Origin of the sequence: Bacillus sp. NTK071 (assembly GCF_017303315.1) — a bacterium.
Taxonomy (GTDB): domain Bacteria; phylum Bacillota; class Bacilli; order Bacillales; family Guptibacillaceae; genus Guptibacillus.
Window position 1 is genome coordinate 1 of sequence record NZ_JAFKOI010000020.1, and the last position, 19,433, is coordinate 19,433.

The window sequence follows — 19,433 nt, forward strand, 5'->3', positions numbered from 1 at the left end:
GAGAACACGGAAGTTAAGCTCGCGCGCCGATGGTAGTTGGGGGATCTCCCCCTGCAAGAGTAGGACGTCGCTGGGCAAATAAAGAAGTCAGAGATCAAACGGTCTCTGGCTTTTTTGTATGGTCTTAACTCAAAAAGATTTTAACTAACAAGCGCTGCTTAAGAACAGAATCGCGGATATAATCACTATAATCGCGGATAAACCGTAATAAATGCTTAGTATAGCAAAAGAAAAACGTTAAAACGCGCCTGCATTGATTCAATAACAATAACTGAGATAATAAATTGAAAATTCGAACCGAATCCCTTGATAATCACACTGAGAAGACGTACAGTTAATGAAAAAGAATTTTACACAGTGGAAGGGGAAAATAAATGGATTTTCATTTTGACACAAAAGCGGTGCGTTTTCCTAGAAAAACAAAAGAAGATACAGTTAGTAAAGTAAAGCCAATATACCAAACATCTGCATTTGTATTTGAAGATCTGGACGAACTTGAATCATTTTACGAAGGAAAAAAAGATTATTTATATACGCGCGTTAGCAACCCCAATACGGATGATCTAGGAATGGGAGTAGCAGACCTTGAGGGCGCTCCTAAAGGCCTTGCAACTTCCTCTGGGCTCTCAGCAATCCTTGCAGGTGTTCTTTCTGTTGTGAAAGCTGGAGATCATATTGTGGCATGTGAAGACTTGTATGGTGGAACATATTCTCTTTTTGAGGCAGAGCTCCCTGACTTTGGAATTGAAGTATCGTTTGTCGATTTTACAAAGAAGGAGGAAGTAGAGAATGCAATTCGTTCTAACACAAAGTTGTTGTATACAGAGTCTGTTACGAATCCTCTTCTTCGTGTAGAAAACTTAACTATGCTTAGTGAGCTCGGTCAAAAACATGAATTAGTAACAATGGTTGATAATACATTCGCAACCCCATACCTTCTTCAGCCATATCGTTCAGGAATTGACCTCGTTGTACATAGCGCAACAAAGTATATAGGCGGCCATAGTGATGTGACTGCAGGAGTTCTTGTGGGAAGAGAGGATCTTCTTGCAAAGGCGAAGGCAAAAGTGATTAACCTTGGAGCGAACTTAAGTCCATTCGAAGCTTGGCTTGGTTGCAGAGGTTTAAAAACGATGAGTGTGAGAATGGAGCGACATGTGAGAAATGCCGCGTTTCTTGCGGATGAGTTAAAAGGTGTGGAAGGAATTAAAAATGTATACTACCCAGAGTACGTTTCCGAAAGAGGAAATGGTGCTATGGTTTCCATTGAATTAGAAGAAAGTACGGATGTAAAAACATTCTTTAAGTCACTTGGGTGGGTTAAGATTATCCCAACTCTTGCTGGTTTAGATACAACAGTATCCTATCCAATCGGAACATCACATCGAACAATTCCTGAGAGTACAAGACAAAAACTTGGTATTACGAAACAACTTGTTCGTATATCAGTCGGAATTGAAAATGGAAATGACATTGTTGCAGCATTTAAACAAGCTGTTGAAAAATCCCTCTAGTAGGGATTTTTTCTTTTTTTACTAAAGGTTGCATTCATTAGATTTATCTGGTATAGTATTACTTGTGCCTAGGTAAGACACTATAACAGCACATCATTGTATGTGCATTCATACCGTCGCGGGGTGGAGCAACGAGCGTTACATCATTGAAACAACATCGAGTTGTTTTGACGGATACGCATCGAAGTATAACCTTGTAGAGGAAGAAACAGTGTTCTGCATAAAGAAGCAGGCATAACATTTATTTTTATACTGTCGCGGGGTGGAGCAGTTCGGTAGCTCGTTGGGCTCATAACCCAAAGGTCGCAGGTTCAAATCCTGCCCCCGCAACCAATTATAAATTCTCACTACGTTGAATAATCTTCCTTGTTAAATTTTTATTGTAGTCCCTTTAGGGGCAACCTAAACTCATAACATGATATTATTTCTTTCAAACGTAAGTGCACAAACAATACATACTGGTCTCGTGGTGTAGCGGTTAACATGCCTGCCTGTCACGCAGGAGATCGCGGGTTCGATTCCCGTCGAGACCGCCATTTTTATAGAGCGAATTGTTCGCTTTTTTTTTATACGCACAGATAGGTAAGTTCTATGCGTATCTGATGATGGTTGAAAAGAACAAGTTTTTCGAAAGAATCATGTGAATTTACTCTTAAGTAAGATAAACTAATAGATAGAAAAAGTACCTTAGGATGAAATTCCTAAGGTTTTTTTATAAAATAGAAAGAGAGATGAGTTGGATTGAAAGATGAGTTTGCGTTTATACAATCCATTAAGCCAGCTTATACATTTCGTGACGAACTAATTGAGGGCATTGGGGATGATGCTGCTCTTTATCATATTGGTGCAGATTGTGATGAGATTGCCTGTGCAGATACAATGGTGGAGGGCGTTCACTTTAAGAAAGATACAATGTCTCCTTTTCAAATAGGAAGAAAAGCTCTAGCTGTTAATATTAGCGATATAGCAGCTATGGGTGGTATTCCGTTATTTTATCTTGTTTCACTGTCAGTTCCTGATACGGGGTGGTCCACGAGGCAGCTTAAAGAAATTTATAGAGGCCTAAAAGCACTTGGTGATGATTATCAAATGGACATGATAGGAGGGGATACTGTTTCCACTAGAAGTGATCTTCACATTTCGGTTACCGTTATCGGTAAGATCGAAAAAGGACGCAGACTCCTTAGAAGCAATGCAAGGCCCGGAGATGTGGTCTTCCTAACTGGACCGGTTGGAGGCTCCGCTGCTGGCCTATCATCTTTATTAAGTGGAGAATCGAATCCTTATCTTTCCTATCATCAAGAGCCAAATCCTCGTGTTAAGCAAGGACGGATTCTAGCTAAAAGTGATTTTCGCGTTTCATTAAATGATGTGAGTGACGGGATAGCTAGTGAATCACATGAAATATCTGAAGCGAGTGGCGTTTCTATTGTACTCGAGCAGGATTTAATTCCTGCTCCTGAAGGATTTGACGCTTATTCCTCTTTTCAACGGTTAGAATGGATGTTAAACGGCGGAGAAGATTACGAATTAATTGGAACTGTAGCAGAGGCGGACTGGGAACATGTTCAGAATCTTTTCCGTGAACAAAATGAATCAATTTATAAAATCGGCTATGTTGAAGATAAAAAGTCGGGTGTATGGATGAGTTATAAAGATCAAAAATTTAAACTAGACAAGAAGGGCTATAATCACTTCTCGTCTAAAGAATAGGTGATGGACATGAGTGGATATGCTTTCATCATGAAATCTCCAGAAGAAACGATGGAGTTTGGTAAAAAGCTTGCACAGAAGCTTAAGCCAGGCTGTGTATTAACGCTTGAAGGAGATCTGGGTGCTGGCAAGACGACGTTTACAAAAGGGATTGGAAAAGGTCTTGGTGTTACGAAAGTAGTAAACAGTCCAACTTTTACAATCATTAAAGAATATGAAGGAAACATTCCTCTTTATCATATGGACGCCTATCGTTTAGAAGAGAGCGATGAGGATTTAGGTTTTGGTGAATACTTTGAAGGCGAAGGCGTAACCGTTGTGGAGTGGGCGAAATTTATTCAGGATATGCTTCCAAGTGAGCTTCTAAGAGTAGAAATCTATCATCAAAGAGAATCAGAACGTAGACTTATTTTAAGGCCATTTGGAACTTTCTATGAGTCGGTGTGTAAGGAGTTGCAGCATGAAAGTACTAGCTATTGATTCTTCAAACTATTGTATGGGCGTTTCGGTCATGGATGGAGATACTATTATCGGAGAGGTTATTACAAACCTAAAGAAAAATCATTCCGTTCGGTTAATGCCTGCTATTGAACAATTGCTTGAAGAGGTCGGAGTAAAACCTAATGAACTTGAGCGGATCGTAGTAGCTGAGGGGCCAGGGTCCTATACTGGATTAAGGATTGGGATTAGCATTGCCAAAACGCTTGCGTGGACGCTTGGAATACCACTTGTCGGTGTTTCTAGTCTTGAAGTGTTAGGGCAAAACGGTCGATACTTTCCAGGAGTTACCGTTCCTTTTTTTGATGCACGAAGAGGTCAGGTGTATATGAGCCTTTTTGAGGCAAATGGAACGCTAGTACAAAGACGAACGAAAGATAGGATTGTATTGTTTGAGGACTGGCTGAATGAAAACAAGGACCATTTCGAAAGCTTCTTATTTATTAGTAATGATTTGGCTATTCATAGAGAGAAAATTGAATTAATCCTTGGAGACAAAGCACTTTTTGCGCCAGTTAGTAGTTTGAATGCTCGTCCTTCAGAACTTGCGAGGATAGGATCTAGTAAAGAACCTGTAGAGGATGTCCATCAATTTACACCAAACTATGTAAGAATGGCTGAGGCTGAAGCGAAGTGGCTAGCTTCACAGAAAAAGTAGGGGATTAGCGATGAACAAAACGGTATCCTTTCGGTCGATGACCGTGGAAGATATAGAAGCTGTCATGCACATTGAGCAAGCAACATTTCCAACTCCCTGGAGCAGAACAGCCTTTTATAATGAAGTTGTCATTAATCATTTCGCTACATACCTTCTTCTAGAAGTAGGGGAAGATATAGCGGGATATTGTGGTGTTTGGGTGATTATCGATGAAGCGCATATTACAAATATAGCTCTTCACCCAGATTTTAGAGGGATGAAGCTTGGAGAAGCGCTTTTAAAAAGAGCGATTGATTTTGCGAAATCACGCGGTGCTCTTAAGATGACACTTGAAGTAAGAGTATCAAATACAATTGCGCAGAATCTATATCGGAAATATGGTTTTGAAGAAGGTAGCATTAGAAAGAATTATTATACGGATAATCAAGAAGATGCGCTAGTTATGTGGGTGAAATTAGATGGAAAATAATCAAGAAATAATACTCGGAATAGAAACGAGCTGTGATGAAACTGCGGTTGCCATTGTTAAGGGTGGCAAAGAGGTAGTTGCTAATGTGGTAGCTTCTCAAATTGAGAGCCACAAGCGATTTGGCGGAGTTGTTCCTGAAATCGCGTCTAGGCATCATGTGGAACAGATGACACTTATTCTAAAAGAGGCTCTCGATGAGGCGGATCTATCAATGGAAGATATTGATGGAATAGCGGTAACTGAAGGACCTGGTTTAGTAGGAGCTTTACTAATTGGTGTTAATACAGCTAAAGCACTGGCTTTTGCTCATCAGAAGCCACTTATTGGCACACACCATATTGCAGGGCATATCTATGCAAACCAACTTGTTACAGATCTTTCGTATCCATTACTTGCACTTGTTGTCTCAGGGGGTCATACAGAGCTAGTTTATATGGAGGCTGAGGGTGAGTTCAAGGTAATTGGAGAAACGCGTGATGACGCAGCTGGTGAGGCTTATGATAAGGTTGCTAGAACATTGCAGCTTCCTTACCCGGGTGGACCTCATATTGATCGCCTTGCACAGGAGGGAGAGGAATCTATTGTTCTTCCCCGCGCTTGGCTAGAGAAAGGTTCATATGATTTTAGCTTTAGTGGTTTAAAATCGGCCGTTATTAATACTGTTCACAACGCGAAGCAGCGGAACGAGAAATTAAAGCCAGAAGATCTTGCAGCTAGCTTTCAGGCATCGGTTGTAGATGTTCTTGTGACGAAGACACTTCGAGCAGCAGAAGAGTATGGTGTAAATCAAGTGCTTCTTGCTGGAGGAGTAGCAGCTAACAGTGGTCTCAGAAATGCTTTGAAGGATGCATTTGATGGGAGAAATGCCGAGCTGGTGATTCCACCTCTTCATTATTGTACTGACAATGCCGCAATGATTGCAGCAGCAGGAACAATTGCTTACCGAAAAGGCAAACGTTCTTCATTAGAACTTAACGCAAATCCGGGATTAGAACTGGGAATCTAATCCCGGTTTTTTGTGTTTAAGATAAAGTGTTAAAACGAAAAGTTATCCACACTATGTGTGTAGTGTGGATAAAAGTGACTAATGTGCATCATAACTACGATTTATGGACTTAGTTGTTTAATGTGCACAAGTATATAAAAACTGTGGATAATGTGGATAAATTTTAAGAAACAGGTGATAAAGAGTTTCTTTCTGTTGATAAGTGTGTGGATAGTGTGAATATGTCGGAAAATTTCCTATCTAATGAAAAAACAGTCCACTGTGGACTGTTTTTCTAAGCTTCCTGTAATTCTTCCCATTCTTCCATTAACATTTCTGCTTTTTGGCGAAGTTGATCCATTTCTTCATTTAACTTCATAACTTTCTCGTGATCCTCGAAAACTTCTGGAAGGCAAAGCTCTTCTTCAAGTTCTGCCATACGTTTCTCTGCGGTATCGACTTCTTTTTCTATTTCTTCAATTCGTCGAAGCATTTGACGTTCTTGTCGTTTTGTTTCTTTATCCTGCTGGAAGCTTGTTTTACCTGAAGGTTGCTGTTCAGGTTGATTCGATTGTTGTTCAAGTGCAGCGAGCTCTTCAAGTTCTTGTTTCTTCTCCACGTAGTAGTCATAGTCGCCGAGATAAGCTGTTACCCCATCTGGTGATAGCTCCAATACTCTAGTCGCAATTCGATTAATGAAATAACGGTCATGCGAGACGAAAAGAATTGTACCAGGGAATTGGATAAGAGCCTCTTCAAGAATCTCTTTACTATCGAGGTCCAGGTGGTTTGTTGGCTCGTCCAATATAAGAAGGTTGGATTTTTGCATCATTAATTTGGAAAGGGCAAGTCGACCTTTCTCGCCACCACTTAGGTCTGATACTGTTTTCAGTACGTCATCACCAGTAAAGAGGAAGCGGCCTAGAACAGCGCGAACGTCTTTCTCATCAGTTAATGGGAAGTCATCCCATAACTCTTTTAACACGGTTTTATTAGTAGTTAAATTGGTTTGCTCTTGATCATAGAAACCAATCTTTACATTGCTTCCATAATGAATATCGCCATCGAGCAAAGTTTGCCCAGTAACAATTGCTTTAAGAAGTGTTGATTTACCAATCCCATTTGGCCCGACAAGCGCGACGCTTTCCTGTCGTTTAAGATCAAAGGTTAAACCTTGGTTAATGGTGTTAGTAGGGTAGCCGATGGCAAGTTCCCTCAGTGTGAGTACATCATTTCCTGTTTGTTTATCAATGGAGAAAGAGATGTTGGCTGATTTCTCATCACCCTTTGGTTTATCAATTCTCTCCATTCGTTCAAGTTGTTTTCTTCGACTTTGTGCTCGCTTCGTTGTAGAGGCACGAACGATGTTCTTTTGTACAAACTCTTCAAGCTTTGCGATTTCTTTTTGTTGTTTATCGAACTCTCTCATTTGTTGTTCGTAACGTTGTTCTTTTTCATCCAGATAATAGCTGTAGTTTCCTTCGAATCGTTCCGCGCGGTGTCTAGATACCTCATAAACTTTTGTAACAATTTTATCTAAGAAATACCTGTCATGAGATACAATGAGTAATGCACCTGAATAATTTTGAAGGTAACCTTCAAGCCACGTTAGTGTTTCAATATCAAGATGGTTCGTTGGCTCATCTAGAATTAACAGCTCAGGTTTCGTTAGTAACAGTTTACCGAGAGCGAGACGTGTCTTTTGCCCACCACTTAATGTGGAAATTTTGGTGCTAGTATCAAAATCTTTAAAGTTAAGGCCGTGCAGTACAGTTCGGATATCTGCTTCGTACTTGTATCCACCCTGGTCTTTAAAGGCATCTTGAAGTTCATCATATTCTTTTAAAATACGTTGATATTCTGTCTCATTCTCATAGATATCAGGGTTACCCATCTTCTTCTCGTAACGACGAAGCTCGTCCTCCATCTTACGCAATCGTTCAAAAACGCCTAGCATCTCATCCCAGATCGAAAGGTCCGATTCGAGTCCAGTATCCTGAGCCATGTAGCCAATCGAAACATCTTTCGGCTTAATAATATCCCCAGAGTCGTAAGAAAGCTGCCCGGTGATCATTTTAAGAAGAGTAGATTTCCCTGCACCGTTCCGTCCAACAAGTGCTACTCGGTCTCGGGATTGTACTTCTAATTTAATATTCGATAAAATGGTATCAGCACCAAAAGATTTGGTGAGCCCATTAACTTGTAGTACGATCATGTTCGTTCACCTCTACTTCTTTCCTTATACGGTAGTTGAGTTGTCCAGGTTGTAAAGGAGTAAAGGATCAGTTTAACTCCAATTTTGTTTGACTCGGATGGTTCGGCAATCTACCTTGTTTCCTATAAGTTTACCGCAGAGGGGATAGGCTGAGCAACTAAAGGAATGTTCATGATTTAGCAAAAAAATGTCACCAAAAAAACAGCAAGACAGCAAAAAATGGTGTATAGTCACAAGTAGTAGCATTAACCTTCTATCATCTATGGATGAAGAAAGGGGCAGATATGAGTTCATTTACTCACTTTAATGAAGAAGGCCGTGCCAAAATGGTCGACATTTCTGATAAGACTCCCACAGTTCGAACGGCAGCTGCACGGACGAGCGTGCTGGTGAGTGAAGAAATTTATTCTCGTATCAAAGCAGGTACGATGAAGAAAGGCGATGTACTTCAGGTCGCCCAAATTGCCGGAATTATGGCAGCAAAAAAAACATCTGATCTCATCCCTATGTGTCATCCGATAGCGCTTTCTGGCGTTGACTTACATTTTGATTGGCAGGAGACGTCTTCATCATATAAGCTCATCATTGAGACTAATGTGAAGACAAGCGGAAGTACTGGCGTTGAAATGGAAGCGCTGACGGCAGCAACAGCTGCTGCATTAACAGTATACGATATGTGCAAAGCGTTGGATAAAGGCATCGTTATCGGGGAAACTTATCTCCTTACCAAAACAGGAGGAAAAAGCGGGGATTACACGCGCGAATAACCTGGTGATGGAGCGCGGAGATCAATATGGAGGTATATGATGGATATTGATCAGGCGAAGATTCCGCAGGCGACAGCAAAGCGGCTGCCGCTTTATTATCGATATTTAAAGAATTTAAGTGCATCAGGTAAACAGCGAGTGTCTTCAGCTGAATTAAGTGAAGCCATTAAGGTGGATTCAGCTACGATTAGAAGAGACTTTAGTTACTTTGGAGCCCTGGGTAAAAAGGGCTATGGGTATAATGTTCATTATTTGTTATCTTTCTTTAGTAAGACGCTTGATCAAGATGAAACAACAAAGGTAGCTCTAATTGGCGTTGGTAACCTTGGGACAGCCTTTCTCCACTACAATTTTATTAAAAATAACAATACTAAAATTGAATTGGCGTTTGATGCAGATGCAGAGAAAGTCAATCAGGAAATCGGCGGCGTCCCGGTCTATCATATAGATGAATTCACAAAACAGATCAAAGAAAAAGATATTTCAGTTGTGATTTTAACCGTACCAGTTCATGTTGCACAGTCAATTGCAGATCAGATGAACGATACAGGGATTAGAGGTATTTTGAACTTTACCCCTGCTCGGTTAACAGTTCCTGATCATATTCGTGTCCATCACATTGATCTCGCTGTTGAACTGCAGGCGCTTGTTTATTTCATGAAGCATTATCCAGTATAAATCGTAAGGAGGTGACACGCATGGGAATGGGTGGAGCAAGTATCGCTTTAGTTGCAGTTGTTGCTTTAATTATCTTCGGACCAAAAAAATTACCTGAGCTTGGTAAAGCAGCAGGTAACACACTTCGTGAGTTCAAAAACGCTACAAAAGGTCTAGCGGATGATGACGATGAACCAAATGACAAGAAAAATAACGACAAGTAATCGGTTAGGACGGATAGTGAATGGAGGATCAGACGCAATCCATCTATGATCATTTAGAAGAATTAAGAAAACGAATCATCATTACTGTCGTTTTCTTAATTCTTTCCTTTATTGCAGGACTGTTTCTGGCAAAGCCAGTCATAGTGTTCTTGCAACATGCTCCTGAAGCACAGGGTATTCCGATGAACGCTTTTCATCTCACTGACCCGTTGAAAGTTTATTTCAGCTTTGCTTTTCTCATTGCATTTATCATGACGTCTCCACTCGCACTATATCAATTATGGGCTTTCGTTTCACCAGGGCTTTTTGAAAATGAACGGAAAGTAACATTGTCGTACATTCCATCTGTTTTCATTCTCTTTCTTGGTGGTGTTTCGTTTTCCTATTTTGTTCTGTTCCCGTTCGTTATTGATTTTGTTGGGAACCTTGCGGAGAGCCTCAATATTCAGGAAATGTATGGAGCAAATCAATATTTCAGCTTCTTGTTTCAATTAACATTGCCGTTCGGTTTTGTTTTTCAGTTGCCAGTTATCGTGTTGTTCTTTACGAGACTTGGGATGTTAAATCCAGCTATGCTCGTACAAATAAGGAAGTATGCTTACTTTGTACTTTTAGTGATTGCAGGTATGATTACTCCACCTGAAATCATCTCGCATCTCATGGTAACTGTGCCGCTTTTGCTTCTTTATGAATTCAGTATTATTGTGTCTAGATACGGATATAGGAAAAGGTTACAAGCTGAAGCGAAACGTCTGCTTGAAGAAGCGCAAGAATCAGATAACATAGGCTAATAGAAAAAAGCGATAGGACTCGGTCCTATCGCTTTTTGTTTTCTTCATTTTTCTTCATTTGGTTGATTTTCTTTTTTAATAAAAAGAATCGGATCGCGTAAACGAAATCGACTGTGGCAAGAACCATGAGCAAGATCGTCCAGAAACTCCAAACATCTCCATCTGTCCCTGCACTTTGAATGGCGAGATAGGTAAAGGTTGAGCCTAGACCCGCATAGAAAAACCCCATAAGAGTTGGTGAAAACTTCATGTGAAAAATCCTCCAATAAACGATTGCATTTGTTCGAGCTGCTTCTCCATCTCCATTATATCATCAGCAAAATAGACGTTTATTACTACAACAATTGTGTTCATTGTCATATGAGCAATAATCGGTACGATAAGCCGCTTTGTTTTAACGTATAAAAACGAGAACGTGAGTCCCATTGCCGTATAGATAAGAAGATGCGAAAAGTCAAAATGGATGGCAGCGAAAATTACAGAGCTTAAAATACCGGCAATCCAGAAATTAAATCGAGTGTACAACGATCCGAATATAACTTTTCGGAAAACAATTTCTTCTAAGATAGGTCCAATAACGGACGTTACAATAATGAAAATAGGTGCTGCCTTTGCAACCTCAATTAACATCTCCGTGTTCTCTGAGCCCGGTTCGATCCCAAAAACATTCATTTCAATCATTGCAGCGATAATTTGAGAGGCATACGCCATAAATACGCCTAGAATACTCCATCCAACCGCTTGCCCTTTCGATACGCGAGTAGACCGCTCAAAAGGAACATCAGGTGTCGAACGAAGAAGGAACAGCATAATAATGAGAGCTGTTAGAAAGCTAAAGACTGACCAGGTTACAACTGGATCAGACACGTTTAAGAATTTAAGGAAGTCTACTCCCACAATTCCTGAAAGTTGCATAACGATATAGGTTATTAATATAGTCCAATAATGTTTGGCCAAGAAGCATAACTCCTTTTTGTGGTTTGCATACCTGTCATAGGTATTCTGCATACTCGTATTAGTTTAACACATTTCCTAGTGGGAATGCCGTTAATAAGATCCCTTAAAGAAAGGTCAAATGTGTCGGGAAACACATTTTGTGAAATCTAGTGCATAAGTCTTATCTTTTTCGTCAGAAAGCTGGTAAATGAAGGTATGCAAATTTTCTGTAAAAAAAATCAACCTTACTACTTGCAAAAGAATAGTGAATTATTTTATTATATACTTGTGTTAGCACTCGACGATGGTGAGTGCTAATGAGACGAATCAAACCATTATATCCATCTGAGGAGGGTGTTTGAGTTGCTAAAGCCTTTAGGTGATCGTGTAGTAATCGAACCAATTCAATTAGAAGAAAAAACATCAAGCGGAATCGTGCTTCCGGATTCTGCAAAAGAAAAGCCACAGGAAGGTCGCGTCGTATCTGTAGGTAGCGGTGCACTAACTGATGGTGGAGAGCGCGTAGCTCTTGAAGTATCAGAAGGAGATGCTGTTATCTACAGCAAGTATGCTGGTACTGAAGTAAAGTATGACGGTAAAGAGTATTTAATTCTTCGTGAAAACGATATTCTTGCAGTCGTAGGTAAGTAAAAACAAAAATAAAAGAACTACATACATTTAGGAGGGTAACAAATGGCAAAAGACATTAAGTTTAGTGAAGAAGCCCGTCGCGCGATGCTTCGCGGTGTAGATTCTCTTGCAAATGCAGTTAAAGTTACACTCGGCCCAAAAGGACGTAACGTTGTCCTCGAGAAGAAATTCGGATCTCCACTTATCACAAATGATGGTGTAACGATCGCGAAAGAAATCGAGCTTGAAGATGCATTCGAAAACATGGGTGCAAAGCTTGTAGCTGAAGTAGCTAGCAAAACAAATGATGTTGCTGGTGACGGTACAACAACTGCAACCGTTCTTGCACAAGCTATGGTACGCGAAGGTCTTAAAAACGTAGCATCTGGTGCTAACCCAATGGTTATCCGTAAAGGAATTGAGAAAGCTACTAAAGCTGCTGTTGAAGAGCTTAAAAACATTTCTAAGCCAATCGAAGGCAAAGAGTCGATCGCACAAGTTGCATCCATCTCTGCTGCTGACGAAGAAGTAGGTCAATTGATCGCTGAAGCAATGGAGCGCGTTGGAAACGACGGCGTTATCACTGTAGAAGAATCAAAAGGATTTGCTACTGAGCTTGAAGTAGTAGAAGGTATGCAGTTCGATCGCGGATATGCATCTCCATACATGGTGACAGATTCTGACAAAATGGAAGCTGTTCTAGAAGATCCTTACATTCTTATCACTGATAAGAAGATCGCAAGCATTCAAGATGTACTTCCAGTGCTTGAGCAAGTTGTACAACAAGGTAAACCACTTCTTATGATTGCTGAAGACGTTGAAGGTGAAGCACTTGCAACACTCGTTGTGAACAAGCTTCGCGGAACGTTTAATGCAGTAGCTGTTAAAGCTCCTGGTTTCGGTGACCGTCGTAAAGCTATGCTTGAAGACATTGGTACACTAACTGGTGCTGAAGTGATTACTGAAGATCTTGGTCTTGATCTTAAACAAGCAAACATTACTCAGCTCGGTCGTGCTTCTAAAGTTGTTGTAACGAAAGAAAATACAACAATCGTTGAAGGTTCTGGCGAGACTGACAAAATTGCTGGTCGCGTAAACCAGATCAAAGCTCAGCTTGAAGAAACAACATCTGAGTTCGATAAAGAGAAGCTTCAGGAACGTCTTGCTAAGCTTGCTGGCGGCGTAGCTGTCATCAAAGTTGGTGCGGCAACTGAAACGGAATTGAAAGAGCGTAAACTTCGCATTGAAGATGCTCTTAACTCAACTCGTGCAGCGGTTGAAGAAGGAATCGTATCCGGTGGTGGTACAGCTCTAGTAAACGTCGTTAAGGCTGTTCAAGCTGTTGAAGCGACTGGTGACGAAGCTACTGGCGTTAAGATTGTTCTTCGTGCTCTTGAAGAGCCAATCCGTCAGATCTCTCACAACGCTGGTCTTGAAGGATCTGTTGTGGTTGAACGCCTTAAAGGCGAAAAAATCGGTGTTGGATTCAACGCCCTTACTGGTGAGTGGGTAAACATGGTTGACGCTGGTATTGTTGACCCTACTAAAGTTACTCGTTCTGCACTACAAAATGCAGCATCTGTATCAGCTATGCTTCTTACAACTGAAGCCGTTATCGCTGACAAGCCTGAAGAAAATGCAGGCGGCGGCATGCCTGATATGGGCGGCATGGGCGGTATGGGTGGAATGGGCGGCATGATGTAATAATATAACTTAGTGAATTTAGTATGGGAAGTAACAATGACCCTAACATTTCATTCACTTGGCTATATTTCATCATCTCCTTTTTCACAAATTCAAAGAGATGACGAACATCCCGTTCGTCATCTCTTTTCTATTTCTTCAATTCTTCCTCCAATGTCTCCAAATTAATCCTCACCCGTTCTTTCGCTTCCTCATCCAACACAAACGTATTCCCCTCAACACGCTGAACATGCTGATCAATCACATAAGCACCACTCAGCAGTGTTGTCGCTCCAAGGGAAGACAACACTGGCTTAAGCGCATAATCGATCGCAAGCAGGTGTCCAAACGAGCCACCAATCATCAATGGAAGAACCGCTTTACCCTTCAAAGCCTTTTGAGGGAGAAGATCAAGGTAAGTTTTCAATATCCCTGTATACGATGCCTTATAGACAGGCGTCAAAATAATGACAGCATTCGCTTTCTCCACTTTTTCATTCGCTTCGATAATGGCAGAACTACTAAAGTTAGCGGTGATTAAATCTGTTGCGGGAAGGTCGATCACATTGATTGATTCATAGAAGATCGAGCGCTCATCTAAATAACTTTCTGCGTAATCTTTAATCCCTTTCAATCTCGATTGTAGAGAATTACCTCCATAAATCAGTACAACATCGCTCATTATTATTCATCCTCCTAAAAGCATTTGTTCATACACTTGGTATTCTTTTATACCTATAAATTCATTTATCTCTTAAAATACTGTCTGCAAGACTATAAACAATTGCATCATCAGTCGGCGGGTTGTGAAGTCCTGCTCGCACGTTACGAAAGTGTCGCTGTAAGGGATTGCTAGCTGAAAGACTTCTAGCACCAACCACGCGCATCGCTAAATCGACGACCCGGTTCGCGCTATTTGTAACGATATGCTTAACTGCTGCTAAATCAGCCCCCATTTGCTGGCGTTCATTAGGGTTTTCACTCCAACGCTTTGCGACAGAATAAAGAACTTCTCGCGCGTTGAATAGCTCTAACTGCATTTCACCTATCTTCCTACGTACTTCTGAGACATCTTTAATCGGCCCAGGAAGGGTTGATGGGGAGAAGGTAGAGGCGAATTCGACCGTGTAGTCCATTGCCGACGTTGCGATGCCGAGGTACACAGCGGGTATTTGCAAATACCATCCCTTAGGTGATGACGTTTGTTTTTCCTCTATGACTAACATGTCCTCAGGTTTAACAAGCACGTCATTCAATATGAGATCATCACTCTTTGTGCCTTTCATCGAGATGCTATCCCACGTTTCTTCCACCTGAACACCTTCAAGCTTATGATCGATCAGCACAAACCCTTTCTTTCCGGTTTGATCAACGTCAGCAGTAACGATGGAGTAGTCAAGAGCTACGGCCATCGACGTGAAAGATTTCCGTCCATTGATCACCCATCCATCGGGTGTTTTAGTTGCTGTCGTGAGAGGGGTTCCTCCGCGGGAAGGACTTCCGGTCGCTTTTTCAGTTTGCGCGAGGTTTAAGAGCGCTTTTTCGTTTACGATAAGTGCGCACAATTTTGAGAAGACTTCTTCATCCCACGCTCTTGATTCAGCGATTTCTAATATAACGCCAAGCTGCCAACCAAGGGAGAGGGCGGTAGCTCCATCTCCGGAGGCAAGCTGTTCTTGAACTTTCAAGAAGTCATACAGGTTAAGTCCATAGCCTCCATATTCTTTTGGCACCGTGAGTGATAGAAAGTTCCTCTCTTTTAAGTCTTCGAAATTCTCATAAGGAAACCTTTCTTCTTCATCGTATTTGGCGGCTCTTGTTTTAAACCGTTCTACTAGCTCTGCGAGGTCTTCTTTTAAGTTAGGCTGTTTTTCGATTGCGAATGGCATCGTTATCCTCCTTTTTCTCTATACAAAAGGCTCTTTTCGTAAACATTGTTGCTATAGTGAGTTAATTTCCGCTCCAGGATGCTCGCTTTCCGCGGGGCGGGCGGTGAGCCTCCTCGTCGCTAACGCTCCTGTGGGGTCTCACCTGTCCCGCTAGTTCCGCAGGAGTCGAGCATCCTTCCGCTCCCATCACTAAGATTAGTTTTTTAAAATTATTTCAAAAGCAACAATCTTTTAGAAAAGAGCCATACAAAAAAGTCTACTCTCGGGCTGAAAGTAGACTTAGGCTCTTCTTGATTCGAACCATACAAGCTTTATCTTTCAGACAAAAAGTCTGCTGGAATGAGCACCTTGCTTATTAAGCGGTTGCTGCAGGATCGTTGGACCAGATTCCTCCCCTGACTCTTGATAAATGTATTAGTGCGTTAAAGAATAGAATAAAGACAAATTAATCCAATGTCAACAAATAATTAGAAAAGAAATAATAGTTTGATTTCTTGTTGACAGGTCATGAAGCAGTGCTGTATATTCAACGTTAAATTCAATAAAAACAAACTTTCTTATCAAGAGAGGTGGAGGGACTGGCCCTTTGAAGCCTCGGCAACAGACTCGCAGGAGTACTGTGCCAATTCCAGCAAGCAATGCTTGAAGGATAAGAAAAGACAGTTGCTTTTTCACGGCCTCTTCTTTTCTTATGAAGAGGCCTTTTTGCGTCCTAAAAAAGAGTGGAGGTATGGAGAGATGAGTAAACAAATGATCTTGAATGCATTTGAAATGAACAGTTCTATGCACAATTCACATGGGTTATGGAAACACCCAGAAAGCAAGCGACACGTGAAATACAAAGATTTGGATTATTGGTTGAGCCTTGCTAAGACATTAGAGAGAGGGAAATTCGATGCGGTGTTCTTCGCTGATGTCCTCGGTGTATATGATGTTTATCAGAAGAGTAAAGAACCTTCGATACGTGACGGGTTGCAAGTTCCGATCAATGATCCCGCACTTCTCGTCCCTGCGATGGCGAGTGTTACCGAACACCTCTCATTCGCTGTAACGGTGAGTACGACATATGAAGCACCGTTCGGAAATGCGCGCAGGTTTTCGACTCTTGATCACCTAACAAAAGGGCGAGTTGCCTGGAATGTTGTGACGTCCTATTTACCGAATGCTGCTCGTAACTTTGGTCTTGATAAGATGATTCGTCATGATGAACGGTATGATATCGCTCATGAGTATATGGACGTGTCCTATAAATTGTGGGAGAGCAGTTGGGAAGATGGAGCAGTTGTTGAGGATCATCAAACTGATACTCTTGTTGATCCAAACAAAGTTCACGAAATCAATCACGAAGGACATTATTTCAGTGTCGAAGGTCCTCACCTTAGTGAACCTTCTCCACAACGAACTCCAGTCATCTATCAGGCTGGAACTTCAGAAAAAGGACGTGAATTCGCCTCGAAACATGCGGAGTGCATTTTTGTTGGAGGTCCCACTCCTGAGCGAATCCGTTACTATGCGGATGATATTAGAGAACGAGCCGTTAAGCATGGAAGAAATCCCGAACACATCAAAATTTTCTCTTTCTTAAGCGTCATAGTTGGTCATACAACAGCGGAAGCCGAGCAAAAGTTTGAAGAATACAACCAACTATGGAGTTCAGATGCCGCGAAAGCGCAATACGGAGCTAGCGGGTATGATGTGGAAGAATTTGAAGGTATGCATTTAGATGAGCCGTTTGAATATAAAAAGTCGACCGAAGGCGGGCAATATAAAGCAGCTATGTTGACAAAAGATGCACCGAAGAAACTTACAGTTAGAGAAGTGTTAAATCGTTTTGAAGCAATCGATCGGAATAGCGTCATAGTAGGGAATCCCCAGGAGGTAGCGGATGCGATCGAGTTTCAGTTCGAAGCTTCTGGTGTGGATGGATTCAATTTGAACCATCTCGTAACACCAGGTGATTTAGAAGCATTTGTTGAGTTGGTCGTTCCTGAGTTACAGAAGCGAGGGTTATATAAGAAAGAGTATGCACATGGAACACTCCGAGAGAAATTGTTTTCTCACGGACAAGCTACCTTACCGGCTGACCATCCAGGAAAAGCCTATACTTTCAAACAGGAACAAGTCCAATGATTGAATTGAGAGAGATCACGAAAGAGTATTGGAATAAAAAAGAAAAGAATATTGCTGTAGACAACGTTTCGCTCACCGTGAACGAGGGGGAGATTTTTGGGATTGTTGGGTATAGTGGAGCGGGGAAAAGTACACTTCTGAGGTTTATTAATTTGTTAGAAAGGCCAACAACAGGTTCTGTTAGAGTAGATGGCGTTGATATACTAACGCTATCAAATAAAGAACTTCGCAAGGCAAGGCAATCGATCGGGATGATCTTCCAGGGATTTTATTTAGTTGCTTCTAAAACGGTGTTTGAAAACGTGGCATTTGCACTTCTTGCTGCTGGAGTAGAGAAAAAGCACATTAGGGATAAAGTAGTTCATTTATTAGAAGTAGTCGGATTGAGTGATCAGTTGGCGAAATATCCATCTCAACTAAGCGGTGGACAAAAGCAGAGAGTTAGTATTGCAAGGTCTTTAGCAAATGACCCCAAAATACTGCTTTGTGATGAAGCGACATCGGCTTTAGACCCCAATACGACAGAGTCGATTCTTTCTTTATTGAAAGAGATTAATCAGAAGTTAGGAATCACAATCGTTGTCATTACGCATGAAATGGAAGTTGTGAAGGAAATCTGTCATCGTTGCGCAGTGATGCGTGAAGGCAAAGTGGTTGAATTAGGCACCACTTTTGACATTTTTGCTGCTCCAAAAGATCCATTAACGAAAACATTTATTCAAAACGTTCTGGAATTTGAAATTCCGGACCTCTTAATGGATCGCGTAAAAGGCAAGCTAGTCAAACTTATCTTTCTAAGAGATCTTGCAACCGATGCTGTCGTTTCTGACATGATCCAAGCTTTTGATATCAGAGCAAATATTCTTCATGGGAAAGTAGAGTATATCCAAGAAACACCTCTAGGGGTTTTCATTATGGATATTAGTGGAGAAGAGGATCAAGTCAATCAAGCTATTAACTACTTGCATAAACGAGTACATAAAGTGGAGGTGATTGAGAGTGGACCGACTTATCGAGCTTTTGCCTGAATTGAATCTCGCCTTCGTTGAAACGCTAGTCATGGTTGGCATTGCTTTGTCTTTTGCATTTCTTATAGGACTGCCATTAGGGATTCTTTTGTTTGTCACCGATCAAGGACTTATTCTAGAGAATAAATGGGTGAAGCAGGCAGTCGGCATCATGATTAACTTGATTCGATCTGTTCCGTTCATTATTTTGCTCGTTTTTCTCTTGCCCCTAACTAGCTTCTTGCTTGGAACGACTATTGGACCATTGGCAGCCTCTGTGTCTTTGTCAGTGGCAGCGATCCCTTTTTATGCAAGAATAGTAGAATCTTCAGCTCGTGAAATTAATAAAGGCGTAATTGAAGCAGCAGTAGCGACGGGAGCTTCTCCCTGGATGATCATCCGTCATATCTTATTGCCAGAAACGAAACCGGGATTAATAACAGGTATGACCATTACAGCAATCAGTTTAATTGGATACTCAGCAATGGCGGGTACAATTGGTGGCGGTGGAATTGGGGATTTAGCCATCCGTTATGGCTATTACCGTTACGATGATACCGTTATGTTCACTACTGTTATCCTTCTAGTCGTTCTAGTTCAGTTTGTTCAATACATGGGTGATTTTGTGTCCAAAGCAGTAGATAAAAAATGAGTAAGGAATGATGAT

The 19,433-nt window shown here is 41.3% G+C and carries 20 protein-coding genes, 2 tRNA genes and 2 riboswitches; of the genes, 17 read left to right on the forward strand and 5 right to left on the reverse strand.

Annotated elements, in window-relative coordinates; genetic code table 11:
* The first annotated feature begins 374 nt into the window (after nt 1-374).
* The 8 genes from JI666_RS19160 to tsaD all read left to right on the forward strand — a co-directional run bounded on the left by JI666_RS19160 (nt 375) and on the right by tsaD (nt 5,858).
* Nucleotides 375-1,514: a trans-sulfuration enzyme family protein gene (locus tag JI666_RS19160; RefSeq protein WP_206894638.1), complete on the forward strand. Its 1,140-nt coding sequence runs from the start codon at nt 375-377 to the stop codon at nt 1,512-1,514.
* Between the two features lie 256 nt (nt 1,515-1,770).
* A tRNA-Met gene (locus tag JI666_RS19165) sits at nt 1,771-1,847 on the forward strand.
* A gap of 127 nt (nt 1,848-1,974) precedes the next feature.
* A tRNA-Asp gene (locus JI666_RS19170) sits at nt 1,975-2,050 on the forward strand.
* A 205-nt stretch (nt 2,051-2,255) separates the two neighbouring features.
* Nucleotides 2,256-3,227 carry a thiamine-phosphate kinase gene (thiL, locus tag JI666_RS19175; RefSeq protein WP_206894639.1) on the forward strand — a complete coding sequence of 324 codons (972 nt, stop codon included), beginning with the start codon at nt 2,256-2,258 and terminating at the stop codon, nt 3,225-3,227.
* 9 nt (nt 3,228-3,236) lie between these two features.
* Complete coding sequence (gene tsaE / locus JI666_RS19180) at nt 3,237-3,707, forward strand: tRNA (adenosine(37)-N6)-threonylcarbamoyltransferase complex ATPase subunit type 1 TsaE (RefSeq protein ID WP_206894643.1); 471 nt, start codon at nt 3,237-3,239, stop codon at nt 3,705-3,707.
* The gene (tsaB, locus tag JI666_RS19185; protein ID WP_206894644.1) at nt 3,688-4,383 is read left to right on the forward strand and encodes a tRNA (adenosine(37)-N6)-threonylcarbamoyltransferase complex dimerization subunit type 1 TsaB; all 696 of its coding nucleotides are present in this window, start codon (nt 3,688-3,690) and stop codon (nt 4,381-4,383) included. The genes tsaE and tsaB overlap by 20 nt, the downstream gene beginning before the upstream one ends.
* A gap of 10 nt (nt 4,384-4,393) precedes the next feature.
* Nucleotides 4,394-4,852: a ribosomal protein S18-alanine N-acetyltransferase gene (rimI, locus tag JI666_RS19190; RefSeq protein WP_206894645.1), complete on the forward strand. Its 459-nt coding sequence runs from the start codon at nt 4,394-4,396 to the stop codon at nt 4,850-4,852.
* Nucleotides 4,842-5,858 (forward strand): tRNA (adenosine(37)-N6)-threonylcarbamoyltransferase complex transferase subunit TsaD, encoded by a 1,017-nt coding sequence (gene tsaD / locus JI666_RS19195; protein ID WP_206894647.1) that lies wholly within the window; start codon nt 4,842-4,844, stop codon nt 5,856-5,858. The genes rimI and tsaD overlap by 11 nt, the downstream gene beginning before the upstream one ends.
* A 274-nt stretch (nt 5,859-6,132) precedes the next feature.
* Here tsaD and JI666_RS19200 read toward each other — a convergent pair whose 3' ends face one another.
* Nucleotides 6,133-8,052 (reverse strand): ABC-F family ATP-binding cassette domain-containing protein, encoded by a 1,920-nt coding sequence (locus JI666_RS19200; protein ID WP_206894648.1) that lies wholly within the window; start codon nt 8,050-8,052, stop codon nt 6,133-6,135.
* A 284-nt stretch (nt 8,053-8,336) separates the two neighbouring features.
* Here JI666_RS19200 and moaC point away from each other — a divergent pair, with 284 nt between their 5' ends.
* The 4 genes from moaC to tatC are packed head-to-tail and all read left to right on the forward strand — an operon-like array spanning nt 8,337 to nt 10,491.
* Entirely contained in the window at nt 8,337-8,819 is a 483-nt protein-coding gene (gene moaC / locus JI666_RS19205) for a cyclic pyranopterin monophosphate synthase MoaC (protein ID WP_206894649.1), read from the forward strand.
* A gap of 39 nt (nt 8,820-8,858) precedes the next feature.
* Nucleotides 8,859-9,497 (forward strand): redox-sensing transcriptional repressor Rex, encoded by a 639-nt coding sequence (locus tag JI666_RS19210; RefSeq protein WP_136948903.1) that lies wholly within the window; start codon nt 8,859-8,861, stop codon nt 9,495-9,497.
* Nucleotides 9,498-9,517: 20 nt separating this feature from the next.
* A complete protein-coding gene (locus JI666_RS19215; protein WP_048313069.1) occupies nt 9,518-9,700 on the forward strand; it encodes a twin-arginine translocase TatA/TatE family subunit in 183 nt (60 codons plus the stop codon).
* Nucleotides 9,701-9,720: 20 nt separating this feature from the next.
* Nucleotides 9,721-10,491: a twin-arginine translocase subunit TatC gene (gene tatC / locus JI666_RS19220; RefSeq protein WP_206894650.1), complete on the forward strand. Its 771-nt coding sequence runs from the start codon at nt 9,721-9,723 to the stop codon at nt 10,489-10,491.
* A gap of 25 nt (nt 10,492-10,516) precedes the next feature.
* Here the strand turns inward: tatC and JI666_RS19225 are convergent, their stop codons facing one another.
* Nucleotides 10,517-10,741, reverse strand: coding sequence for a YdiK family protein (locus JI666_RS19225; RefSeq protein ID WP_206894651.1), 225 nt, complete (start codon nt 10,739-10,741; stop codon nt 10,517-10,519).
* A complete protein-coding gene (locus JI666_RS19230) occupies nt 10,738-11,448 on the reverse strand; it encodes a CPBP family intramembrane glutamic endopeptidase (protein WP_206894652.1) in 711 nt (236 codons plus the stop codon). The genes JI666_RS19225 and JI666_RS19230 overlap by 4 nt, the downstream gene beginning before the upstream one ends.
* A 342-nt stretch (nt 11,449-11,790) precedes the next feature.
* On the opposite strand from JI666_RS19230, the gene groES reads away from it, so the two are divergent.
* Together groES and groL are read left to right on the forward strand one after the other, a co-directional pair.
* Nucleotides 11,791-12,078 (forward strand): co-chaperone GroES, encoded by a 288-nt coding sequence (groES, locus tag JI666_RS19235; RefSeq protein ID WP_048313430.1) that lies wholly within the window; start codon nt 11,791-11,793, stop codon nt 12,076-12,078.
* Between the two features lie 42 nt (nt 12,079-12,120).
* The gene (gene groL, locus JI666_RS19240; RefSeq protein WP_206894653.1) at nt 12,121-13,761 is read left to right on the forward strand and encodes a chaperonin GroEL; all 1,641 of its coding nucleotides are present in this window, start codon (nt 12,121-12,123) and stop codon (nt 13,759-13,761) included.
* Nucleotides 13,762-13,891: 130 nt separating this feature from the next.
* On the opposite strand, the gene ssuE is transcribed toward groL, so the two are convergent.
* Nucleotides 13,892-14,422: an NADPH-dependent FMN reductase gene (ssuE, locus tag JI666_RS19245; protein ID WP_206894654.1), complete on the reverse strand. Its 531-nt coding sequence runs from the start codon at nt 14,420-14,422 to the stop codon at nt 13,892-13,894.
* Nucleotides 14,423-14,483: 61 nt separating this feature from the next.
* Nucleotides 14,484-15,629 carry an acyl-CoA dehydrogenase family protein gene (locus JI666_RS19250; protein ID WP_206894655.1) on the reverse strand — a complete coding sequence of 382 codons (1,146 nt, stop codon included), beginning with the start codon at nt 15,627-15,629 and terminating at the stop codon, nt 14,484-14,486.
* Between the two features lie 308 nt (nt 15,630-15,937).
* A riboswitch (SAM riboswitch) is annotated at nt 15,938-16,041 on the reverse strand.
* 142 nt (nt 16,042-16,183) lie between these two features.
* Nucleotides 16,184-16,285, forward strand: a riboswitch (SAM riboswitch).
* An 82-nt stretch (nt 16,286-16,367) separates the two neighbouring features.
* On the opposite strand from JI666_RS19250, the gene JI666_RS19255 reads away from it, so the two are divergent.
* From JI666_RS19255 to JI666_RS19265, 3 genes are read left to right on the forward strand one after another with little or no spacing between them, the layout of a single operon-like run.
* Complete coding sequence (locus JI666_RS19255) at nt 16,368-17,759, forward strand: LLM class flavin-dependent oxidoreductase (protein ID WP_206894656.1); 1,392 nt, start codon at nt 16,368-16,370, stop codon at nt 17,757-17,759.
* Nucleotides 17,756-18,787, forward strand: a complete 1,032-nt coding sequence (locus tag JI666_RS19260; RefSeq protein WP_206894657.1) for a methionine ABC transporter ATP-binding protein — start codon at nt 17,756-17,758, stop codon at nt 18,785-18,787. The genes JI666_RS19255 and JI666_RS19260 overlap by 4 nt, the downstream gene beginning before the upstream one ends.
* Nucleotides 18,753-19,418 (forward strand): methionine ABC transporter permease, encoded by a 666-nt coding sequence (locus tag JI666_RS19265; RefSeq protein WP_206894658.1) that lies wholly within the window; start codon nt 18,753-18,755, stop codon nt 19,416-19,418. Before JI666_RS19260 ends, JI666_RS19265 begins: the two co-directional genes overlap by 35 nt.
* The last annotated feature ends 15 nt before the right edge of the window (nt 19,419-19,433 follow it).